15 protein-coding genes are annotated in these 20,696 nt (G+C 49.6%); 3 read left to right on the forward strand and 12 right to left on the reverse strand.

Going from position 1 to position 20,696, the window contains the following annotated elements:
- The first annotated feature begins 169 nt into the window (after nt 1-169).
- Nucleotides 170-1,030 carry a PepSY-like domain-containing protein gene (locus tag DWW90_RS07800; RefSeq protein WP_122344570.1) on the forward strand — a complete coding sequence of 287 codons (861 nt, stop codon included), beginning with the start codon at nt 170-172 and terminating at the stop codon, nt 1,028-1,030.
- Between the two features lie 163 nt (nt 1,031-1,193).
- On the opposite strand, the gene DWW90_RS07805 is transcribed toward DWW90_RS07800, so the two are convergent.
- Together DWW90_RS07805 and galB are read right to left on the reverse strand one after the other, a co-directional pair.
- Nucleotides 1,194-1,520 carry a hypothetical protein gene (locus DWW90_RS07805; RefSeq protein ID WP_115498147.1) on the reverse strand — a complete coding sequence of 109 codons (327 nt, stop codon included), beginning with the start codon at nt 1,518-1,520 and terminating at the stop codon, nt 1,194-1,196.
- Nucleotides 1,521-1,689: 169 nt separating this feature from the next.
- Entirely contained in the window at nt 1,690-4,194 is a 2,505-nt protein-coding gene (gene galB, locus DWW90_RS07810) for a beta-galactosidase GalB (RefSeq protein ID WP_122344571.1), read from the reverse strand.
- 70 nt (nt 4,195-4,264) lie between these two features.
- Here galB and DWW90_RS07815 point away from each other — a divergent pair, with 70 nt between their 5' ends.
- Both DWW90_RS07815 and DWW90_RS07820 read left to right on the forward strand, forming a co-directional pair.
- Nucleotides 4,265-5,599 carry an anaerobic C4-dicarboxylate transporter gene (locus DWW90_RS07815; RefSeq protein WP_353890095.1) on the forward strand — a complete coding sequence of 445 codons (1,335 nt, stop codon included), beginning with the start codon at nt 4,265-4,267 and terminating at the stop codon, nt 5,597-5,599.
- Nucleotides 5,600-5,692: 93 nt separating this feature from the next.
- Nucleotides 5,693-7,240: an ATP-binding protein gene (locus DWW90_RS07820; RefSeq protein ID WP_122344573.1), complete on the forward strand. Its 1,548-nt coding sequence runs from the start codon at nt 5,693-5,695 to the stop codon at nt 7,238-7,240.
- A gap of 5 nt (nt 7,241-7,245) precedes the next feature.
- On the opposite strand, the gene DWW90_RS07825 is transcribed toward DWW90_RS07820, so the two are convergent.
- The 10 genes from DWW90_RS07825 to DWW90_RS07870 form a co-directional block, all read right to left on the reverse strand.
- Nucleotides 7,246-8,976, reverse strand: coding sequence for an ATP-binding protein (locus DWW90_RS07825; protein WP_122344574.1), 1,731 nt, complete (start codon nt 8,974-8,976; stop codon nt 7,246-7,248).
- 3 nt (nt 8,977-8,979) lie between these two features.
- On the reverse strand, nt 8,980-10,101 hold the full coding sequence (locus DWW90_RS07830) for a sensor protein KdpD (protein WP_122344575.1): 1,122 nt from the start codon (nt 10,099-10,101) through the stop codon (nt 8,980-8,982).
- 16 nt (nt 10,102-10,117) lie between these two features.
- Nucleotides 10,118-10,810 carry a TorF family putative porin gene (locus DWW90_RS07835; RefSeq protein ID WP_233547679.1) on the reverse strand — a complete coding sequence of 231 codons (693 nt, stop codon included), beginning with the start codon at nt 10,808-10,810 and terminating at the stop codon, nt 10,118-10,120.
- Between the two features lie 72 nt (nt 10,811-10,882).
- On the reverse strand, nt 10,883-11,476 hold the full coding sequence (locus DWW90_RS07840; RefSeq protein WP_122344577.1) for a K(+)-transporting ATPase subunit C: 594 nt from the start codon (nt 11,474-11,476) through the stop codon (nt 10,883-10,885).
- A gap of 116 nt (nt 11,477-11,592) precedes the next feature.
- The gene (kdpB, locus tag DWW90_RS07845) at nt 11,593-13,635 is read right to left on the reverse strand and encodes a potassium-transporting ATPase subunit KdpB (RefSeq protein ID WP_122344614.1); all 2,043 of its coding nucleotides are present in this window, start codon (nt 13,633-13,635) and stop codon (nt 11,593-11,595) included.
- A 37-nt stretch (nt 13,636-13,672) separates the two neighbouring features.
- Complete coding sequence (gene kdpA / locus DWW90_RS07850; protein WP_122344578.1) at nt 13,673-15,385, reverse strand: potassium-transporting ATPase subunit KdpA; 1,713 nt, start codon at nt 15,383-15,385, stop codon at nt 13,673-13,675.
- A gap of 21 nt (nt 15,386-15,406) precedes the next feature.
- Nucleotides 15,407-15,487 (reverse strand): potassium-transporting ATPase subunit F, encoded by an 81-nt coding sequence (locus DWW90_RS21015; RefSeq protein ID WP_115498138.1) that lies wholly within the window; start codon nt 15,485-15,487, stop codon nt 15,407-15,409.
- Between the two features lie 356 nt (nt 15,488-15,843).
- A complete protein-coding gene (locus DWW90_RS07860; protein ID WP_158582828.1) occupies nt 15,844-17,457 on the reverse strand; it encodes a PAS domain-containing sensor histidine kinase in 1,614 nt (537 codons plus the stop codon).
- 30 nt (nt 17,458-17,487) lie between these two features.
- Nucleotides 17,488-18,282: a DUF6261 family protein gene (locus DWW90_RS07865; RefSeq protein ID WP_122344580.1), complete on the reverse strand. Its 795-nt coding sequence runs from the start codon at nt 18,280-18,282 to the stop codon at nt 17,488-17,490.
- A gap of 1,046 nt (nt 18,283-19,328) precedes the next feature.
- Nucleotides 19,329-20,669, reverse strand: coding sequence for a sigma-54 dependent transcriptional regulator (locus tag DWW90_RS07870; protein ID WP_122344615.1), 1,341 nt, complete (start codon nt 20,667-20,669; stop codon nt 19,329-19,331).
- Nucleotides 20,670-20,696 lie beyond the last annotated feature (27 nt).

Genomic DNA, 20,696 nt, shown 5'->3' on the forward strand with positions numbered 1-20,696 from the left:
TGTCCGGTTGGCATCTACAGGGCAAACTCCGTGCCAAAAACCTAAGCAACTGATTTAGTGGAAATATCCTCCCTGAATAAGTGTTCAATATCGGACAGTGTGTTCGGTTTTGAGAGAACTTTTCCCTACTTCCCCTTGTTTATCCCCTAACAACTTAAAATGATAAATTATGAACGCTAAAATTTCAATCTTTGCACTCTTCACAAGTCTCACCCTGCTCTTTACCGGCTGTGACAGGCACGACCATGACATACCCGGCGGCATCGAGCCGCCCGAAACCATTCTGAAAGCTTTCGATGCCAAATATCCGGATGCTCGCGACACGGAATGGACCGTCAACGACGATTATTACGTGATCGAATTCAAAAACAATGCCCTTGACAACACCGCCTGGTTCAATCACTTAGGCGTATGGGCGATGATCAAGACGGAGCTACCGCTCAACCAGTTGCCCGCCCCCATCACGGCAGATATCCGGCAAGGGAAATACGCCGGCTGGAAAATAGAGGAAGCCGATACGATCGGCCGGGCCGGCATGGGAACCGTCTACAAAGTAGAAGTGGAAAAAGGACAACAGGACACAGCGCTGTATTACACGGCATACGGCGACCTGATCAAAGCCACAGCCGATAAAGACGATGCCGACCAGCCGGTCACCATCCCGGAAAAGGTCGCCAACCTGATGGAACAGACATTTCAAGGCGCAGAACTGTTAGATATCGAAAACACGACTTTCGGTGTACAACTGGCCGTATTGGACAAGACCATATTGAAGATTGTCAAACTAACCCAGATATACACATGGGAAAGCACAACCTGGAAACTCTCTAAGCAGGAAGTCCCATCCGTTATCATGAACGCATTCAGGACTTCCGAATATAGGAATGACACCGTGGAGTCCATCTATATGTATGTAGACGCCAACGGTGCCTTCTATAAGTTCAATGTGGTCCACAACGGACAGGCGGTCACAGTGGAGTTTGATGTATTCGGGAATATTGTTACAAACAGAAAGGGTTATATTTCATAAATAAGATGGCTTTTTTATATTTCAAATATGTTAAAACTGACAATAACCCCCTTCCCGGGATGTTTTTCTATTTCGTCCGAAAAGTTGATCGATTTTGAAGTGACTTTTTTCATGGTTTTAACCTGTTCGCCTGACAACAGAGGAGATGAGGTGCGCAGCCCATTCAGGAAAGGGTACAATTTGATAGCCGGAAACCGGAAACACCGGCAAAGTGATAAAGCTTAACTCCCGGAGAATCGCCTGTAGCAAAACGAAGACGGAGGGCGTTCCAAATATGCAAAGGAAGTTTCAGGGCCTTGTCGCCATGACGACCGTCTTCATCGCGATAATGACCGTGTTCATTGGAATGGCGACCGTCTTCATAGGGTACGGCGACCGTCTTCAGGGCGATAAAGTTCCGGGAAAATGAAATAAAGGTTGACTTCCCGGCAATAGACTCCCTGGAAAAGGGCTTTTTCCCCTTTTTGGCGGTTAAAAAGAGGATTAACATTTGTTTAAATTAGGGGCTCTTTTAGGGCCTAAAAAATGCGTTTTATACAATAAGCCCCTGGATATTGAAAAAGTATCCATGCCCATCCATTCGGAATTTCATGCCCATGCAATCCGATTTCCATGGGCATGAAACGTGAATCATAACTGAACCGATAAATCTTCATTTATTATTCGCTGATCAGTTCTATCTTCGCACTCTTCACACCCGGAGCCGAAGCCTCGAACATAATGACGCCCGGCTGCTCTTCTGTCTGCACAATGGCAGTCAGCTGTCCTTTGAACAGAGACATTTGCGGAGCCTGGAAGGATTCAAGGGAAGCAGCATCACCGTTGGCTGCCGCACGATAGGTGCCGGCGCCGCGCACGTTGAACTTCACCTTATGGGTGGCATCCGGACAAAGATTGCCGTTCTTGTCGACAACACGGACATTGATGAAGGAAAGATCCTTGCCATCGGCCGTCAGGCGGTTGCGGTCGGCTGTCAATTCGATATGGTGAGGCTTGCCTGCCGTATGCACCTCTTCTTCGGCAACGGCATTGCCGTCCTTGTCATAAGCAACCACTTTCAGCGTTCCCGGTTCATATTTGGTATCCATCCACATCAGGCGGTAGCGCTTCTGGCGTTCAAAACTCTTCTGGGCGGCTTCCGTATAGCTGCTATCCAGTTCCACGCTCAGGTCTTTCGTGCGTTTGCCCTGGCTCTTACCGTTGATAAAGAGTTCGGCGGTGGGATAATTGGTATAGACGAAGACGGGCGTCACTTCTCCTTCACGTCCGGGCCATGTCCAGTGAGGCAGGATGTGCAACGTACGTTCCACCTTGTTCCAATGGCTGCGGTAGAGGTAGTAACGGTCCTTTGGAATACCGGCCAGGTCGATGATGCCGAACAGGGAGCTATGGCTTGGCCAATCCGTATAGTACGGGGTCGGTTCACCCAGATAGTCGAAACCGGTCCACACAAACTCGCCGATGCAATACGGCAGGTCTTCGTGCTGGATAAAGTCGTCTTCCGGCAAATTGGACCAACCGCAGTGTTCCACGTCGTAACCGGAACTCTGGTGATCGTCGTATTTCGCCATTGCCTTACGTTCCACCGGGAATTTGTACACGCCGCGGGAACTGACTGTCGAAGCTGTTTCACTGCCTAAGATGATCCGCTGCGGCAACTTCTTGTAGTTGACCTTATATCTGAACGGACGATAGTTGAAGCCTGCCACATCCATGACGGCGGCAAAGTTATTGTTCACCACGGCATCCGGGGCATCCATCCCTTGCGTTACCGGACGAGTCGGGTCTTCGCGGTGGCAGATATCCTGTAATCTTTTGGCGATCTTGCAATCTCCTTCGTTCCACTGATTGGGAACTTCGTTGCCGATGCACCACATCACCACGCTCGGGTTATTCCGGTAGTGATGAACCAGGTTTATCAGGTCTTTCTCCACCCATTCGTCGAACAGCAGGTTGTAGCCGTTCTTACATTTCGCCACATTCCATTCGTCAAAGCTCTCCGCCATAATCATCATACCCATTTCATCACAGGCCCGGATCAGTTCCGGAGCGGGCATATTATGGGAGGTACGGATCGCATTGCAGCCCATGTCTTTCAGGATACGCACCTGGCGGCGGATGGCTGCATCGTTGACAGCTGCGCCTAACGGACCTAAGTCATGATGGTTGCAGACACCTTTAAAGACAGTCTTCACGCCATTCAGGAAGAAACCTTTGTCGGGAATAATCTCGATCGAACGGATACCGAACGGAGTGGTGTAGATATCTTTCAGCTGATCACCTTCATAGAGGCGGGTTTCAGCCGAATACAAAGCCGGCATATCCGGTGACCATAAAGACGGGCTCTGGATGATAAATTCCTGCTCCGCCTGGTCGTTGTTGTATTTCATCTGTTCAAGAGAGGTGCGGACAGCCGTCAGCTTCTGCTTATTCGGATTCCAGACGCTGGTCTCCACGCTGTATTTAGCAGGATCGGCCCCTTCGGGAAGCACTACTTTGGTACGGATGTTTACTTTGGCAAATTTCTCGTTTACCGAGGGAGTCGTCACGTAAGTTCCCCAAACCGGAATATAGGCGTCGTCCGTCACGATCACATGGACATTGCGATAGAGTCCAGCGCCGGGATACCAGCGGGAAGACTCCGGCAGGTTCTCTAAACGGACGGCTAACGTATTCTTCTGTCCGGCTTTCAGATATTTCGTGATATCGAAATGGAACGAGTTATAACCATACGGCCAGTAGCCGACCTTCTGCCCGTTGATGTAAACATTGGCATGGCTCATCGCGCCGTCGAACAGGATCGTCGCCCGCTTGCCTGCCTGGAACTGCGGAACCTCGAACTCGGTGCGGTACCAGCCCACACCGACGAAGGGAAGACCGCCGGTACGTCCGGCATGCTCCATCGCTTCCTTCTGTCCGTCTTGCGAGATCGCCACCTCCTGCTTATCGTTCTGGGAACTGAAAGGGCCGTAGATGGCCCAGTCGTGCGGGACAGTCACAGACTGCCACTTACTGTCGTCGAAAGCAGGCTTTATAAACTCATTGTTATCCTCGCGGGTGAACTTCCAGTTTTTCTCCAACAAGAACTCATTACGGACCTGCGCCGTCATTGCCGACACACACCCGAACAACCCTACTAAAGCTGCGAAATAGATTCTTTTCATTTGTATTTAGTGTTTTTGTAGTACTTAGCAGGACAAAAATAACTAAATTTGCGACCTTTACAAACTAAATCTGCATTTTACAGCCATGTTGTTACAATTACTATTCGTTTTAATTACAATTATAATAGGAGCCCGCCTCGGAGGTATCGGATTAGGTGTATTGGGCGGTCTGGGATTAGCGGTCCTTACTTTCGTATTCGGATTGGAACCGACTTCCCCACCCATCGACGTAATGCTGATGATCGTTGCGGTTATTGCGGCAGCCAGTTGTATGCAGGCAGCCGGCGGTCTGGACCTGATGGTGAAGTGGGCGGAAAAGCTGTTGCGCAGGAATCCTTCCAAGATCACGATATTGAGCCCGTTAGTTACATATGTCTTCACTTTCATTGCCGGAACGGGGCACGTGGCCTATTCCGTCCTTCCCGTGATCGCAGAAGTCGCAACAGAGACAAAGATTCGTCCCGAACGCCCGTTAGGGATTGCCGTTATCGCTTCCCAACAGGCCATTACCGCCAGTCCGATATCGGCGGCAACGGTGGCTCTGCTCAGTATGTTAGCGGGATATAATATTTCATTGATGAACATTCTGATGATTTCCGTTCCCTGTACACTGGTCGGTGTTCTGGCAGGCGCATTCTATTCCCTCCGCGTCGGAAAGGAACTGACAGACGACCCGGAATACCTGCGCCGCGTCGCCAACGGAGAATTTACGAATGACAAATATGTGGCGAAAGGCGTCGAGAACCATCGTGCCGCCCTCCTGTCGGTGGTAATCTTCATTACGGCGACCATCGGGATCGTCCTCTTCGGTTCGATGGATTCATTGCGTCCCGTGTTCGCGTTGGCCGACGGGGCAACCCGGCAGATGCAGATGGCGCATATCATCGAGATACTGATGCTTTCGGCCGCCGCCCTGATCCTGCTCATCACCCGGACGGACGGGATAAAGGCCGTACAAGGTTCTGTCTTCTCCGCCGGTATGCAAGCGGTAGTTGCCATCTTCGGTATCGCCTGGATGGGCGACACGTTCATCGGCGGGAATATGGCCGAACTGAAAGGTTCGATCGAACATATCGTAACGGAAATGCCCTGGCTGTTCGGCCTGGCCCTGTTCGTGATGTCCATCCTGCTGTTCAGCCAGGCTGCGACTATCCGTGCGTTACTACCGTTAGGAATCGCCCTCGGCATCTCCCCGTATATGCTTATCGCGCTTTTCCCGGCTGTAAACGGTTACTTCTTCATCCCGAACTACCCGACAGTCGTAGCCGCCATCAACTTCGACCGTACCGGAACAACCCACATCGGTAAATACATCCTCAACCATTCGTTCATGATGCCGGGACTGATTGCCACCGGGGTGTCGGTGGCACTGGGGTTGCTGATGATACAATTGTTCCGTTTCTAATTATACATTCGCAGGTTATTACATTCTCAGATTATTATGTTATTACACCATTTTTACTAACTTTGTGTAGTAATCAATTTAAAGCAAAAGAATATGGCAAAGCTTTATCCTATCGGCATACAGAACTTTGAAAGCCTTCGACAAGATAACTATATCTATATCGATAAAACAAAGTTAATTTATAATTTAGCGACAACCGGCCGCTATTATTTCCTGAGTCGTCCCCGCCGGTTCGGTAAAAGCCTGCTGATCTCCACCCTGGAAGCATATTTCCAGGGGAAGAAGGAATTATTCGACGGACTTGCAATTGCAGATCTCGAGAAAGAATGGATACAACGCCCGGTGTTTCATATCGATTTGAACATTGCGAAATATGATAAGGAAAGCGATTTGGAAGATATGCTGAACCGCAGCCTGGTAGCCTGGGAGAAACTATACGGGGCAGACCCGGCAGAGAGAAGCCTGGCCTTGCGTTTTGCAGGTGTGATAGAACGGGCTTATGAGAAGACCGGACAACGCGTCGCCATATTGATCGACGAGTATGACAAACCCTTGCTTCAGGCAATCACCGATCAGGAATTGCAGGAGAAGTTCCGCAACGCGTTGAAGCCTTTCTATGGCGTGATGAAATCGAAAGACGGCTGTATCAAGTTTGCCCTGCTCACAGGCGTAACCAAGTTCGGTAAAGTCAGTGTATTCAGCGATCTGAATAATTTGATGGATATCTCGATGGACGATCGCTATATCGATATTTGCGGCATCACGGAAAAGGAAATCCATACGAACTTCGATGAAGAGCTAAATGAACTCGCAGATAGATTAAAAATCAGCAAAGAACAGGTTTGTAAGGAATTGAAAGAGCGCTATGACGGATATCACTTCGTCGAAGACTCGGAAGGGATATACAACCCGTTCAGTTTATTGAGTACTTTTGCAAAGATGAAATTAGGCAGCTACTGGTTTGAAACCGGCACGCCTTCCTATCTGGTCGCCTTGTTGAAAAAAAGCCATTATAATTTGTACGAGATGGCGCATGAGCAAACCAGTTCAGCCGTACTGAACAGTATCGACGCGAACTCTTTAAGCCCTATACCGGTCATTTATCAAAGCGGCTACCTGACAATCAAAGGATATGATAAGGAATTTGGCATATACAAGTTAGGCTTCCCGAACAAAGAGGTAGAGGAAGGTTTCATCAATTACCTGCTGCCATTCTATACATCTGTTAATGCCGTCGATTCGGCATTCGAGATACAACGTTTCGTACAGGAAATCCGCGGCGGAGAAGTCGACGCATTCTTCCGTCGTCTGCAAAGTTTCTTTGCAGATACGCCTTACGAACTGATACGGGATCTGGAACTACATTACCAGAATGTCCTTTTCATCGTCTTTAAACTGGTCGGCTTCTATGTTAAGGCCGAATATCATACATCACAAGGACGTATCGATCTCGTCTTGCAAACGGACCGGTATATTTATGTAATGGAATTTAAGCTACAAGGATCCGCCGAAGAAGCCTTGCTCCAGATTGAGGAAAAGGGCTACGCATTGCCATTTGCAAACGATACACGCCAATTATTTAAAATCGGCGTGAACTTCAGCGCTGCAATACGAAATATCGAAAGCTGGATCGTTAAATAATCCTCTTATACATTAAAGGTGATGATAAACGTACTCCCCTTGCCCACCTCACTCTCCACGCGGATCGTGCCGCCGTGTGCTTCGATGAAGTCTTTGCTGATGGCAAGGCCGAGGCCGCTCCCTTGTACTTTTGTGCCGGGGACACGGAAGTAACGGTCGAAGATACTTTGATGGTAACGGGGATCGATGCCTTTGCCGAAGTCCCGGACGAATATTTCCACCGTCTTATCTGCCTGGCGTGCACCGATAATGATACGGCCATTCTCCGGCGTGTAATGGATGGCGTTGGAAAGGAGGTTTGTCAACACCCAGGCTATCTTCTCGCTATCGACAAAGAGTTTGGAGATCTTTTCCGGATATTCCACCTCGATATGGCAATTGAAACGCTCCGCCTGTACCCGGTTCGCCTTGATAGCGTAATCGATCAGTTCGATCGGCTTCGTGATCTTCGGATTCAGTTGCAGCTTGCCCGTTTCCACCTGCGTCATTTTGAGGAGTTCGCCGGTGATTTCAAGCAGGCGGTCGCTGCTTTCCTTAATGCTTTCGGCAAGCGCTTTCTGTTCGTTGTTCATGTCTCCTACCCGTTTGTCTTCAAGTAGTTTCAGGCTCATTAAGATGGCCGAGATAGGAGTTTTCAGCTCGTGGGAGATGGTGGAGATAAAGGTGGTTTTCGCAGAGTCCAACTCTTTAAACTCGGTGATATTCTTCAAGAGGATGACATCGCCGGCATACTCGGTTTCGTGTCCGTCACTGTCCGTCACATGGATCGGGATGTATTTTGCCTGGAAATAGCTTTCTTTATTGTCGGCATAGATCTTCAGAGGCTCCTTCTTCTCGTCGGGCTGGATCAGTTCGCGAACCAGACGGCGGAGCAAGTCATTTTTTAACGCCAGCTCGGCTGCGGACTTTCCCATCACGTTTTCCCGTTTCAAATTCAGGATGGTGAGTGCTTCGTCATTCGCGAAGAGGATGGAACGGTCGCGGTCGAGCCCTATGATCGGTTCGGTGATACTGTTGACAATCGCTTCGATGTACTTTTTTGCCTGGATGATATCAGCTAACGTGCTTTTCCTGTATTCCGTCAGCCGTTCAGCCATCCGGTTGAAGGAGGCGGCAACTCCGGCGAACTCCTGATTATCGCCTAAGTCGAGCCTCTTTTCGTAATTATGGTTTGCGATCTCCATTATACCGTCGGTCAGTTTGCGGATCGGCGTCGTGATAGAACGGGGCAGGCGGATCAGGAATGCAAAAGCGATCAGGATACAAGCCATCGCAATGATACATATCCAGAGTAATGCCTGGTCCGCCGTATGCCCGGCAACCTGGCTTTTCCTGTAGATCGTCGCCATATTCAGGGTCATGATGTCATTGAGGGCTGTCCTGACACGCCGGATAGTCGTGTCGTTCTGGCTACGGTGCATCGCCTCATACTGTGTGACCAGGTGCGTCGTCGCCACATTCTCGTCGACCTCCGTGATATTCTTCTTTTGCAGTTCGAGGTTCTTTTCGAACTCCGTACGTGCTGTCGGGTCCGTCTTAATCCGTTCGAGGGCATCCAGCATCCGGCGGGAATAAAGAAGCGAATTATAATTATCCGCCAGGATGTTCTGCGTGTCGGCAGACATATCCGTAATGTTCTTGACCGCCACGCCGCCAAGCAGGACAATCAACGTAAACAACAAACCGATACCGGAGGTCAGTTTCGTTTTTATTTTCAGACTAAAGAACTTATCCATACACTATGCTATTATTATCAGGTCAATATTCAACTGCGACAAACTATTTAACAAGGTCCTGTACCGGAAGAGCGACACCAGTACGGAACGAAGACCAAACGAAGGTTTTCCCACGCACACCGTCGTAATCTGTTTCTCCCTGCACACCTGCACGATACTTTCCGGGATGTTCTCCGATTGGATCTGGATCACTTCACCGCCCAGCTCGGTAGCCAACCTGAAATGGTTCGAAAGGTACCGCTGGTTAGCTAATGGTATCCTGTCTATACTTTCACGCGGAGTCTGGACATACAGGACAAAAAACTTCGAATTATACCGCGTAGCCAAGCGTGCAGCCTTACGGATCACCTTCCGAGGCGTCTTCTCGTGACTGCTGATGCAGGCGAGGAATCTTTCATGACGGACGCCCGTATTGACAGGGACAGAGTTTTCAACCTTCTTTTCCACCCTCAAAGCCACCTCCTTCAAAGCCAGTTCGCGGAGTTGCAGGATGTTTTCGGACTTAAAGAAATTGTTCAGCGCCGTCTGCACCTTCTCCGGCTTGTAAATCTTACCAGCTTTCAGGCGTGCCACCAACTCGTCGGCGGTAAGGTCGATGTTCACCACCTCGTCCGCCTGCTCCAGCACACTGTCGGGGATGCGTTCTTTCACCTCGATGCCGGCGATATCCTGTACTTCTTCGTTCAACCCTTCGAGGTGCTGGATGTTGACGGCGGTAATCACGCTGATCCCCGCCTCCAGGATGTCCATCACATCCTGCCAGCGCTTTTCGTTCTTGCTGCCCTCCACGTTGGTATGGGCCAGCTCGTCGACGATCACCACTTCGGGGCGGATGTTCAGGATAGCGTCCAGATCCATCTCTTCGACCTCCTTGCCTTTGTAAAACGACTTTCGGCGCGGGATAAGGGGAAGCCCCTTAACCAACGCCTCTGTCTCGGTCCGGCCATGCGTCTCGATATAGCCGACCTGCACATCTATCCCGCTGCGAAGCAACTCGTGCGCCTCCGACAGCATCCTGTACGACTTACCTACACCGGCAATCATGCCGATGTAGATTTTGAAGTTACCGCGACGGGACTTTTTCAGCAAATCCAAAAAGTGTTGTACGCTCTCTTCTCTGTTCATTTGCCTGAATTACTGTTTACGGTTTCAATGTAAAGCCGAAGACCAGGTGCGCATCTTCCAACCGGGGATTCCAGATGGCCTGTGCAAAAATAGGTAAAGAAAACGAATCCGTAACCTTTATCGCGGTCGTTCCTTTCAATGCCACGTTCGTAACGGCAAAGCCGTTGGTATAATACTGGGGTGCCTTGTAAGGGACCAACCCGCAGGTGACGTTCAGATCGACACGTTTCACAGAGAACGGATAGTTCAGCTCGACGTAAGAAGAATAGTTCTGACCGCCCTCCGCATCCTTGTCCTGTCCGGCAAACATCGTGTACCAGGCCACCGACAGCGGGAACTTCTCTACGGGAAGTGTGTAAGCCAGGCCTGCCTCGAAGTGATGTGCCGTCTCATGGCTCTTAAAGTTAAAGTACTTATTGGCCCCCTGTCCGGCCCACCAGAGATCGGCGACAGACAAGGTCAGGCCGGAATTGCCGAACGTATAGGCGGCCGTCAGGTCGATTTCCTTGTTGGCAAGTCCTTCCGAAGCCTGATACCCGTCGAAGTCGGTCGATCCCCAGGCTGTCAGCGAAAAGCCGGCGATGCCGAAGGAAAATGCCGGCTGGAAGCTGGCACCCGTCTGGTACATACCACGCCAGATATAGGAGCTGACCAGGTCGCCCTGGACGTTGAATGTCGCTCCGCTTTCGTCATCCTGCGCTTTTACCATCCCGAAGGAGCAGAAAGAAACTGTTATTACTGCGGCTAATGCCTTTTTGATTATTGCGTTCATATTTTATTCTTATTTGGTTTGTTGATTACTTGTTTCCAACTTCTCCAAAGCCACGTTCAACTTCAAGACATTGACTTTCTCCGGGCCGAACAGTCCCAACAGCGGGCCTTCGACATTCGCGTTGACAATGGCCATCACCTTTTCCGGAGAGATACCGCGTGCACCGGCCACCCGTTGTACCTGCGCATAGGCCGCTTTCGGGGAAATATCCGGATCGAGACCGGAACCGCTGGCGGTGACCATTTCGGCAGGAACCTGTTCGCGTTTCAGGTAAGGATGATGTACGAGGAAGGTGTCGATACGTGCCTGTATGTCCGCCAGATACTCTTCGTTGGACGGCCCTTTGTTGCTGCCCGCCGAGCTGGAAGCGTCGTAGCCGTCACCCGCATGCGACGGGCGTCCCCAGAAATAAATATCCTTTGTGAATTGCTGCCCCACGTTGGCAGCGCCTACTATACGGCCGTTCAGCTCGACCACATCGGCATTGCCCTTATTCGGGCCGGCTACCTGCGCAAAAAGCCACAGGATGAAGATATAACTGACACTGAAGAGGATGCAAAATGCAATCGTCAGCTTGAATGATTTAAACAGATTCGATATCATATGATTTGATTTTCTTTACGTTCTTAATTGCGAAACACCCGCTACCACCCGGCAACCTTTCCGGATCACGCAGAAACATCCGCCAGGCGGCGCGCAGTGTCAAGAGATATTTATACTTAGAAAAAAAGAGAGACCACCATGTCGATCAACTTGATTCCGATAAACGGAGCAATCACGCCGCCCACCCCATAGATCAATAAGTTACGGCGCAGTAAGGCCGAAGCCCCGATAGGCTTATAAGCCACCCCCCGCAAAGCCAACGGAATCAGGATCGGGATAATAACGGCATTAAAAATCACCGCACTCAGGATCGCACTTTCCGGACTATGCAAACGCATGACGTTCAGAGCCGCCAATTGCGGGATCGCCACCATGAACAGGGCCGGAACGATTGCGAAATATTTCGCCACATCGTTTGCGATGCTGAAGGTCGTCAGCGTACCGCGCGTCATCAGCAACTGCTTGCCGATCTCCACAATCTCGATCAACTTCGTCGGGTCGTTGTCCAGGTCCACCATATTGCCGGCTTCCTTAGCCGCCTGCGTGCCGCTGTTCATGGCTACCCCGACGTTTGCCTGCGCCAGTGCCGGGGCGTCGTTCGTCCCGTCGCCCATCATAGCCACCAGTTTGCCGGCTTCCTGTTCTTTCTTGATGTAATTCATCTTATCCTCCGGCTTGGCTTCAGCGATAAAATCGTCCACACCGGCCTTTTCGGCGATATATTTAGCTGTCAAAGGGTTATCACCCGTCACCATCACCGTCTTGACACCCATCTTGCGCAACCGTTCGAAACGCTCCTGGATGCCCGGTTTGATAATATCCTGCAACTCGATCACACCGATGATGAAATCGTCTTGCGAAACCACTAACGGAGTCCCGCCGTTGCCGGATATCTTCCCGACCAGTCCGGCCACCTCCTCCGGGTACTTGTTTCCGGCAGCCTCGCTCATCCGGCGGATGGCATCGAAAGCGCCTTTGCGGATACGGGTCCCGTCTTTCAGATCGACACCCGAACACTTCGTCTCGGCGGTGAATCTGATCATCCGGGCACCCGAAGTGCTCAGATCGCGGATGCGGATGCCACGCTCGCGCCCCAGTTCGACGATCGATTTGCCTTCGGGCGTCTCGTCCGACAGGGAAGCCATCAGGCAAGCCTGTACGAAAGAATGTTCGTCGACCCCGGCTACCGGATAGAACTGTGTCGCTTTACGGTTGCCGATCGTGATCGTACCGGTCTTATCGAGCAACAGGGTGTCTATGTCGCCGGCTGTCTCTACAGCCTTGCCGGATTTGGTTATTACGTTGGCCCGCAAGGCACGGTCCATACCGGCAATACCGATCGCGGACAGCAGCCCACCGATGGTAGTCGGGATCAGACAAACAAACAGGGAGATGAAGGCCGCAATGGTGATTTGAGTTCCCGAATAGTCGGCAAGCGGCTTCAACGTACCGCATACAACCACAAACACCAACGTGAAACCGGCCAACAAGATCGTCAAAGCTATCTCATTCGGCGTCTTTTTCCGTGAAGCGCCTTCCACAAGAGCGATCATCTTGTCGAGGAAGCTCTCGCCCGGCTGTGTCGTCACCATCACCCGGATCTGGTCGGACAGCACTTTCGTTCCACCCGTCACAGAGCTCTTGTCGCCCCCGGCCTCGCGGATGACCGGAGCCGACTCGCCCGTAATGGCACTCTCGTCGATCGAAGCCAACCCCTCGATGATCTCGCCGTCGGAAGGGATCGTGTCGCCTGCCTCGCAGATAAAGACATCGCCTTTTTTCAACTGCGAACTGCTCACCGTCGTGATCGTCCCGTTAGCTTCCACCCGTTTTGCAGGCGTCTCCTCGCGGGTCTTACGCAGGCTGTCGGCTTGCGCCTTGCCACGCGCCTCGGCGATCGCTTCGGCAAAGTTGGCAAAGAGCAGCGTCAGGAACAGCACAATGAAAACAACTATATTATACCCGGCTGACCCCTGTGCGGTATTGCCTGTAGCCGCCGCCCAAACCGTCACGATCAACATCACGAAGGTCACCACTTCGACGATAAACATAATCGGGTTGCGGAACATCGTCCGGGGGTCCAACTTGACGAACGACTGTTTCAGGCTTTCTATAACAAGCTCCTTCGGAAACAAAGAAGCAGATCGATTCTCTTTCATCGTATTACTTTTCAATTTTCAATACTCGATATTCAACTTAAAGATAAATGCTAAAATATTCGGCAATCGGCCCTAAGGTCAGTGCAGGAAAGAAAGACAGGGCAGCCACGATAAAGATCACGCTGAAGGTCATCACGGCAAATGTCGCAGTGTCCGTCTTCAATGTCCCCGCACTTTCCGGTATAAACTTCTTCTGCGCCAGCAGACCTGCAATGGCAACCTGCCCGACAATCGGGAGGTAGCGCGAGATGATCAGCGCAAGACCTGTCGTAAAGTTCCAGAACCAGGTATTATCGCCAAGCCCCTCGAAGCCCGAACCGTTATTGGCAGAAGAAGAAGTATATTCGTAAAGCATCTCGCTCAACCCATGAAACCCGGGATTGTTCAACCAACCTCCCTCCGCCTCCACGAAGGCCGGATTATAGACATAATAATAGCAAGCCACCGCCGTACCGATCAGGATCACAAACGGATGAGCTAACGCCACGATCGTGGCGATCTTCATCTCACGCGCCTCCACCTTCTTCCCTAAGAACTCAGGCGTACGGCCGACCATCAGACCGCTGATAAAGACGGCGATGATCAGAAAAGCATAGTAATTCATAAATCCTACCCCGACGCCGCCGAACCAGGTATTGATCTGCATGTTCAACATCTCCATCATCCCGCTTAGCGGCATCGTGCTGTCGTGCATCCCGTTGACCGAGCCGTTGGAAGTAACTGTCGTCGTACAACTCCACAGGGCTGTGGCGGCTGCACCGAGCCGTGTTTCCTTGCCTTCCATGGCTCCGGCTGCCTGGTTGATCCCCATTTCAGCGATCTTCGGGTTGCCGTTCATCTCGTAATAGGTATTAATACCCACACTAACCAAGTAGGCAAAGAGCATGACACCGAAAATCGTATAAGACAACTTCTTCCTTTTCAGATAGAATCCCAACGCAAAGACCATCGCCATCGGGAGGATCAGGATCGCCCAGCATTCCACCATATTGGTCAGATAGGTGGGGTTTTCAAGCGGATGCGAAGAGTTTACGCCGAAGTAGCCTCCCCCGTTCGTCCCCAACTGCTTGATCGGGATGATGGCGGCGGCAGGACCTTGCGAGATTTGTTGCTCGTTACCCTCCAATGTCGTAAGCTGCATCTTTCCGTCGAATCCCATCGGCGTCCCTTGCAGGATCAGGATAAACCCGACAACCAACGACATCGGCAACAGGATGCGGGTGCAACTCTTCATCAGCAAGTCCCAGAAGTTGCCGATCGTCTTCGTCGTCTTGGCAGCCATCGCCTTGAAAATACCGGCAAGGGCGGCCATTCCCGTAGCGGCCGTAATGAACTGGAACAGCATAATGACGAATAATTGCGTGAAATAGGTCAACCCGCTTTCTCCGCTATAATGTTGTAGGTTACAGTTCACCATGAAGCTGATACATGTATTGAATGACAAATGGGACGACTGTCCGGCATTGCCATCCGGGTTCAAGGGCAGGTACTGTTGCGTCCACAGCAGGATGATACCCCAAAAGAACCAGAAAAGGTTGACCGTCAGGAGCGCCTTCAGGAAACTTTTCCAACTCATCTCCTCCTTCGGGTCGATCCCGCAGATTTTAAAGATCCATCTTTCTACCGGGGCCAGAAAATCAAAACAGGTTTTCTCCCCTTTATATACCTTTGCAATATACTTACCTAACGGATAAGCTAAAACGACCATCAAAATGATCTGGATAATGCTACCTAATAATTCCGTATTCATCTTTTCACCTAAACTAATTGTTTAAAACTTTTCGGGCCTGACCAACACATACATCAGATACCCGAAGATAACCAAGCAGAGTACAAACAGTGCTGCAAACATAATCTTCCTCCTTTCCTAAATCTTCTCGAACCAATCCACACACTTAAAGAAAAACCAGTAGCAGGCCACCCCCACCACGCACAAGAATCCAAAAGACACAAATTCATTTTCCAACATATCAAAATACTTTTAGAGTTAATACTATTCATCGTCTCGCCGTTCTATATGCCAACGGCGTGCCAAAGAGGAGGGAGTTTTGGTTAAGAGAAGAATATCAAAGAGTTAAGCTTTCAGTATGAAATTTCGGGACGATGCAAACCCTTCCATTTTGAAAAGGTCGGCGTTCCAAAATGAAAAAAGCCGCACCTTCACAGGCGCGGCTCTCTGAGTGATCGAAAAACGTAAAGACACATAGTTCATCGATTCAATAATAAATGTAAAATTGTCTCTGTTCCTCTTCCCTTTTCTGATATAACTGTTATGTTTCCATTTAATTTTTCGATAATCGTTTTACAGATAGAGAGTCCCAGGCCCGTTCCCTGCACGTGCGGGCTTCCCTTGTAAAAGCGATTAAAGATTTGGGAGAGCTCTGCCTGTTCCATACCGCATCCCGTATCGTGCACGAAGATGTAGACGCTTTTACCGTCGTCTTCCAGATGGTAGCCAAACCGGATGAAGCCTTCTTTTGTAAATTTACGGGAATTATTGATCAGGTTGTTCACCACCTGCGTCAACCTTGTGCTATCCGTCGTCAGATAGGTGTTATACTCCGGCATCTGCAAGACCAGCTCGACCTCCGGCGTCATCCGGAGAGATTGCGCCTTATAGATATCCGTCAACAACGCATTCAAAGAATATCGCTGCATATTGAACACCATCTCGTTCGATTCGATCCTCGAAAGATCCAGGATATCGGATACTAACGTCAGCAGATGCTGCCCGTTCTGGTTGATGATATTGGAGAACTCTTTCGCTTCGTCAGTACCCAACTTTACATCCTCGTCGGTAAGAAGATTGGAAAAGCCCATTATCGCGTTCAACGGCGTCCGGATCTCGTGGCTCATATTGGCTAAGAACGCGGTTTTCAACTCTTCGCTTTGTTTCGCCTTTTCTAATGCCTCCTGTAGCCTGATTTCCGTCTCCTTGTATTTTTGCGTACTCATACAAATGCCGATAAGCTGGAAAGGGGAGCCCGATACGCTCTGCATATAGGTGGACTGGGCCTCAAACCATTCCCACGTACCGTCGCCACGCAAAAGCCTGTAGGATACGTAAGCATCCAGCGACGCCCCGTTGAACTGTCCGGTCATTGATTCAAACACCGCATCGACATCATCGGGATGGATGATCGCCCGAAAGTCTTCGGTCGTAATCGTATTATTCTCGACCGGCCTTCCCAAATATTCGAAATAACGCGGATCGATCGTCAGTATGCCGGTATTTATCTCGATTGTCCAGGGGAAGATATGCGTCCGGTTCAAAATCATATCCATCGTGTACTGCTGCCTCTTTTCCTTGTTTATATTCCGGAAGAAAAACAGGATATACAACAAGCGTCCGTTCCGGTCCCGTATGCCAAAGGCCGCTCCCCCGACTAACTGGACCGCATCCTGATCTTTCTCGCTTAGATAGGTGTCTGTTTTAAATTCTATATAATCCTTCCCCTGTCTTAATTCCTCCAATATATCCGGAAGGATATCCGACTGCTCATAAAAGATCGAGAGTACATCCGTAACCTTTTTACCGACCAAACCTTTCCTATTGATATCCAGATATTTGAAAACACGTTGATTCACATACCGGATGGTTCCGTCGAGGTCTACGAAAGCAAAATTGGCAGACATAGAGTCGAGCAAACGGGTGATTACCGCTTCCTCGATACTCTTCAGGTCCTTCACTTTATGTATGAACTTTCTCCTTTCAAGATAAAGGAAAAACAAAAGGATAAAGAGAATAAAAATGCAGGCCAGTTGTATGATATAAGCATAATCATAACTGGTGGTGGCCATCGGGAGATGGCTTAGGGACATAATATCAACAACTTTGGCCTGCATATATTCTTATAATATTCCTGGTCGATCTATACCGCTTCCCCCGTCTGGAAGGAGAGACGGTTTGTTACCGCCGCCTGTCTGACCTCCCTTTCCAGCGCCCAAGTTGTTAGAAATAACAACTCGGTAATGGTCTATGCGGGCATTCCACCAAGAAAACAGATCTTTATAAAGATCGTCACCATTAACTAAAGCAAGAGCATTCAGATATTCGACCAATGCATCATATACCTTCTCAAAAATAGGACGGTTGGTCACCGTACTGCTTTTGACGGCTTTTTCAGCTTTTTCTTTTGAACGGTTCGAGGTTAGAAGGGCGCATTGGTCGTTAGCCTTCCTCAGTTCCGCAACCCATTCGTCGAGTCCGAGCAATGTCACGTCCGCCTTGTATTTATCTGATTTTAATTCCTGTAAGAAATTGTATTCAAATCCCGTCTGATCGTCAAACCCTCTGGTCTGCGCTCCTGTATAGGTAGAGACAAGAGGTTGCAAACGGGTAGCCGCCTCTTTTATTTCCACTTTAAAATGACGCATATCGGTACGGATATGTTCAATGATACCGATATGAATATTATTCCGGTAAGTTCCGGCGCTATTCATCTCTGCCGTATAGGCACTTTTGGCGACGATCACGATCCCGTCGTCCAAATCCTTAAGCTTCCTCTGATATTCGGAAAATTGCTCTGCAATTTTAAGCGTATCAGCCTCTTTATCTAATATGGCATCTTCTATCTCTCTGCCGAAGGCCAACAGTTCGTTAACCTTTAATCGTGTTTTTGTTCCGAATGACTGTATTTTTGACATGTATATACCCTATTTTATTATCCATTCATATTTTATTTCCGGTGCCTATGGTTTATCGAGAGGCGGATCATAAAAAAATAGTCCGATAAGCTTACAATAGCGCCACAGACCGGTCATATTATCTTTCGATACTGTTTTTAGACGCTAAGCATAGGCTGTTTATCAATCGATAAGACTATTAATACGTATTCGGCAGGTTGTTTGTACTTCGGTAAGGTTATCGAAATGCTTTTGACTTGTCTTTTGCGGATTGATAGGGTTATCGAAGGATTACCGACTACCTGTTTACCCTTCGATAAGGTTACGAATGGTTGGGTGGGCTGTCATCTGTTGTGTCTTCCATATTCTTTGTTTTTAAGATGGACCCTTGCGAGCCTTTGTCTGTTATTTGTTTTATGTTTGTTAACACTAAAATGACTAACGAAAACGTTCGTTTTTTTTAGTCATTTGCAAATGTAGAGTAAATATTTTAATAATCAAGGATTATAGCAAATAAAATGTGCTTACAGACTGTTTTTTGCGTATATTTGTTCTCTGTGAGCAGGAGATAAGTCTATTTGATTTTTCAACGGAAAAAATGACTAAAAAAAACGAACGTTTTCATTAGTCATTTAACATTAACATTTCATCCGTTGTTTTTCAACGCATGAAACTCCTAATCCCACCATTTTTAACGTTTTATTTTTGTGGATTTTAGGGAAAGCCCCCCTTTCCCACTTTGTGATGTCCTATCTGTTGGAACCCTGATGTAGAAAGGGTTTTGATGGGTAGGACTTTTCAATTACCACTCTTCTGTAAAAAGGTGAAATCAGGGCAAAAAAGTGGCTTTTGCGTTTTCAGGCAATTTTACCGAGATATTTCATAGATATCCCGTTCCCGCGCTTGACGCGGGATCGCATTAAAACTGACCATATAAATAACTAATTGATGAGGTTTACTCTCGTGCGATCCCGCGTCAAGCGCGGGAACGGGATACTTCTGACATATTAGTCATATGAATAGGGGAAAGAACTGTTTATAATAAGAATAAGGAATACTGCGGAAGATCAAAGGCCGTATTCATCGATCTTCCGGTAGAGCGTGGTCAGGCCGATTCCTAACAGGTGGGATGTCTCCGTCTTGTTACCGTTGGTATATTTCAAGACTTTCTGGATATGCATCTTTTCGACGCCGCTGAGGTCGAAGCCTGAATAGCTTCCGTCGGCAGCGGTCTGCGGGGACTGCATGTTCAGGGGCAAGGTGTCGGGCGTCAGGGTGTCGCCGTCGGAGATAATCAGGCTGCGCTCCACGACGTTGCGTAGTTCGCGTACGTTTCCTTTCCAGGGGTACTGCTTCAGGATGCGGATATAATCGGGCGAGATCGTCCGGATGTCTTTTCCCATCTTGGAGGAGAGGGCGGAGACAAATGCCCGGACATGCAACGGGATGTCGCCCGTCCGTTCACGAAGCGGCGGCAGGTGTATCTGAAAAACGGAAAGGCGGTAGAACAGGTCTTCGCGGAAATGGCCGTCGGCGATCTCTTTTTCTAAGTCGCGGTTGGTGGCGGCTATCACGCGCACATTTACTTTAAGGGGCTTCGTGTCGCCGATCTTGATAAATTCGCCGGTTTCGAGGATGCGGAGCAGCTTGGCTTGCAGGTCGAACGCCATCTCGCCGATCTCGTCGAGGAAGATCGTTCCGTTGTCGGCTTCTTCAAATAAACCTTTCGTCTCTTTCAGGGCGCCGGTGAAGGCTCCCGCCTTGTGGCCGAACATCTCGCTTTCCAACAGGTCGCGGCTGAAGGATGAGCAGTTGATGGCGACAAAGGCTTTATCGCTACGGGAACTGTGCTGGTGGATGGATTGGGCGAAGACCTCCTTGCCCGTGCCGGTTTCGCCGGTCAGCAGGACGGGGACATCGGTGGCGGCCACTTTACGGGCCAGGACGATGGCTTCCTGTATGGCGGGCGATTGCCCGATGATGGTATCGAAGGAGTATTGTTTGCCGACTACCGGGGTGGCGGCTTTCTGTTGCTTGCAGGCTGCGGTAGCCTTTTCCATGGCCTTGGCGATCAGGGGAATGATTTTGTTATTGTCGTCGCCTTTGGTGATATAGTCGAATGCGCCGTTCTTGATGGCTTGCACGCCGTCGGGGATGTTCCCGTGTGCCGTGAGCAGGATCACTTCCGAAAGGGGGCATAGGCGTTTCAGTTCGGAGACAAGCTCTACCCCGCTCCCGTCCGGCAGGCAGACGTCGCACAGGATCACTTCGGGACTATGCTGTTCCGATTGCCTGATCCCCGCCTTGCAGCTTGCCGCCTGAAGCACCTCGTAACCTTCCAGCCCGATAATGCGGGACAACAGGCTCAGGATCTGCTTTTCATCATCGATAATCAATACTTTTCCCATCTTTTCCATTCTTTTCCGACGGGACAA

Source organism: Parabacteroides sp. AF17-28 (genome assembly GCF_003479205.1).
In the GTDB taxonomy this organism is placed as follows: Bacteria; Bacteroidota; Bacteroidia; order Bacteroidales; family Tannerellaceae; genus Parabacteroides; species Parabacteroides acidifaciens.

Excerpts from the sequence above, each read along its gene's own strand:
- DWW90_RS07800 (WP_122344570.1), top strand. The coding sequence starts at position 170 with ATGAACGCTAAAATTTCAATCTTTGCACTCTTCACAAGTCTCACCCTG.
- DWW90_RS07805 (WP_115498147.1), bottom strand. The coding sequence starts at position 1,520 with ATGTTAATCCTCTTTTTAACCGCCAAAAAGGGGAAAAAGCCCTTTTCC.
- galB (WP_122344571.1), bottom strand. The coding sequence starts at position 4,194 with ATGAAAAGAATCTATTTCGCAGCTTTAGTAGGGTTGTTCGGGTGTGTG.
- DWW90_RS07820 (WP_122344573.1), top strand. The coding sequence starts at position 5,693 with ATGGCAAAGCTTTATCCTATCGGCATACAGAACTTTGAAAGCCTTCGA.
- DWW90_RS07825 (WP_122344574.1), bottom strand. The coding sequence starts at position 8,976 with ATGGATAAGTTCTTTAGTCTGAAAATAAAAACGAAACTGACCTCCGGT.
- DWW90_RS07830 (WP_122344575.1), bottom strand. The coding sequence starts at position 10,101 with ATGAACAGAGAAGAGAGCGTACAACACTTTTTGGATTTGCTGAAAAAG.
- DWW90_RS07835 (WP_233547679.1), bottom strand. The coding sequence starts at position 10,810 with ATGGTAAAAGCGCAGGATGACGAAAGCGGAGCGACATTCAACGTCCAG.
- DWW90_RS07840 (WP_122344577.1), bottom strand. The coding sequence starts at position 11,476 with ATGATATCGAATCTGTTTAAATCATTCAAGCTGACGATTGCATTTTGC.
- kdpB (WP_122344614.1), bottom strand. The coding sequence starts at position 13,635 with ATGAAAGAGAATCGATCTGCTTCTTTGTTTCCGAAGGAGCTTGTTATA.
- kdpA (WP_122344578.1), bottom strand. The coding sequence starts at position 15,385 with ATGAATACGGAATTATTAGGTAGCATTATCCAGATCATTTTGATGGTC.
- DWW90_RS21015 (WP_115498138.1), bottom strand. The coding sequence starts at position 15,487 with ATGTTTGCAGCACTGTTTGTACTCTGCTTGGTTATCTTCGGGTATCTG.
- DWW90_RS07860 (WP_158582828.1), bottom strand. The coding sequence starts at position 17,457 with ATGTCCCTAAGCCATCTCCCGATGGCCACCACCAGTTATGATTATGCT.
- DWW90_RS07865 (WP_122344580.1), bottom strand. The coding sequence starts at position 18,282 with ATGTCAAAAATACAGTCATTCGGAACAAAAACACGATTAAAGGTTAAC.
- DWW90_RS07870 (WP_122344615.1), bottom strand. The coding sequence starts at position 20,669 with ATGGGAAAAGTATTGATTATCGATGATGAAAAGCAGATCCTGAGCCTG.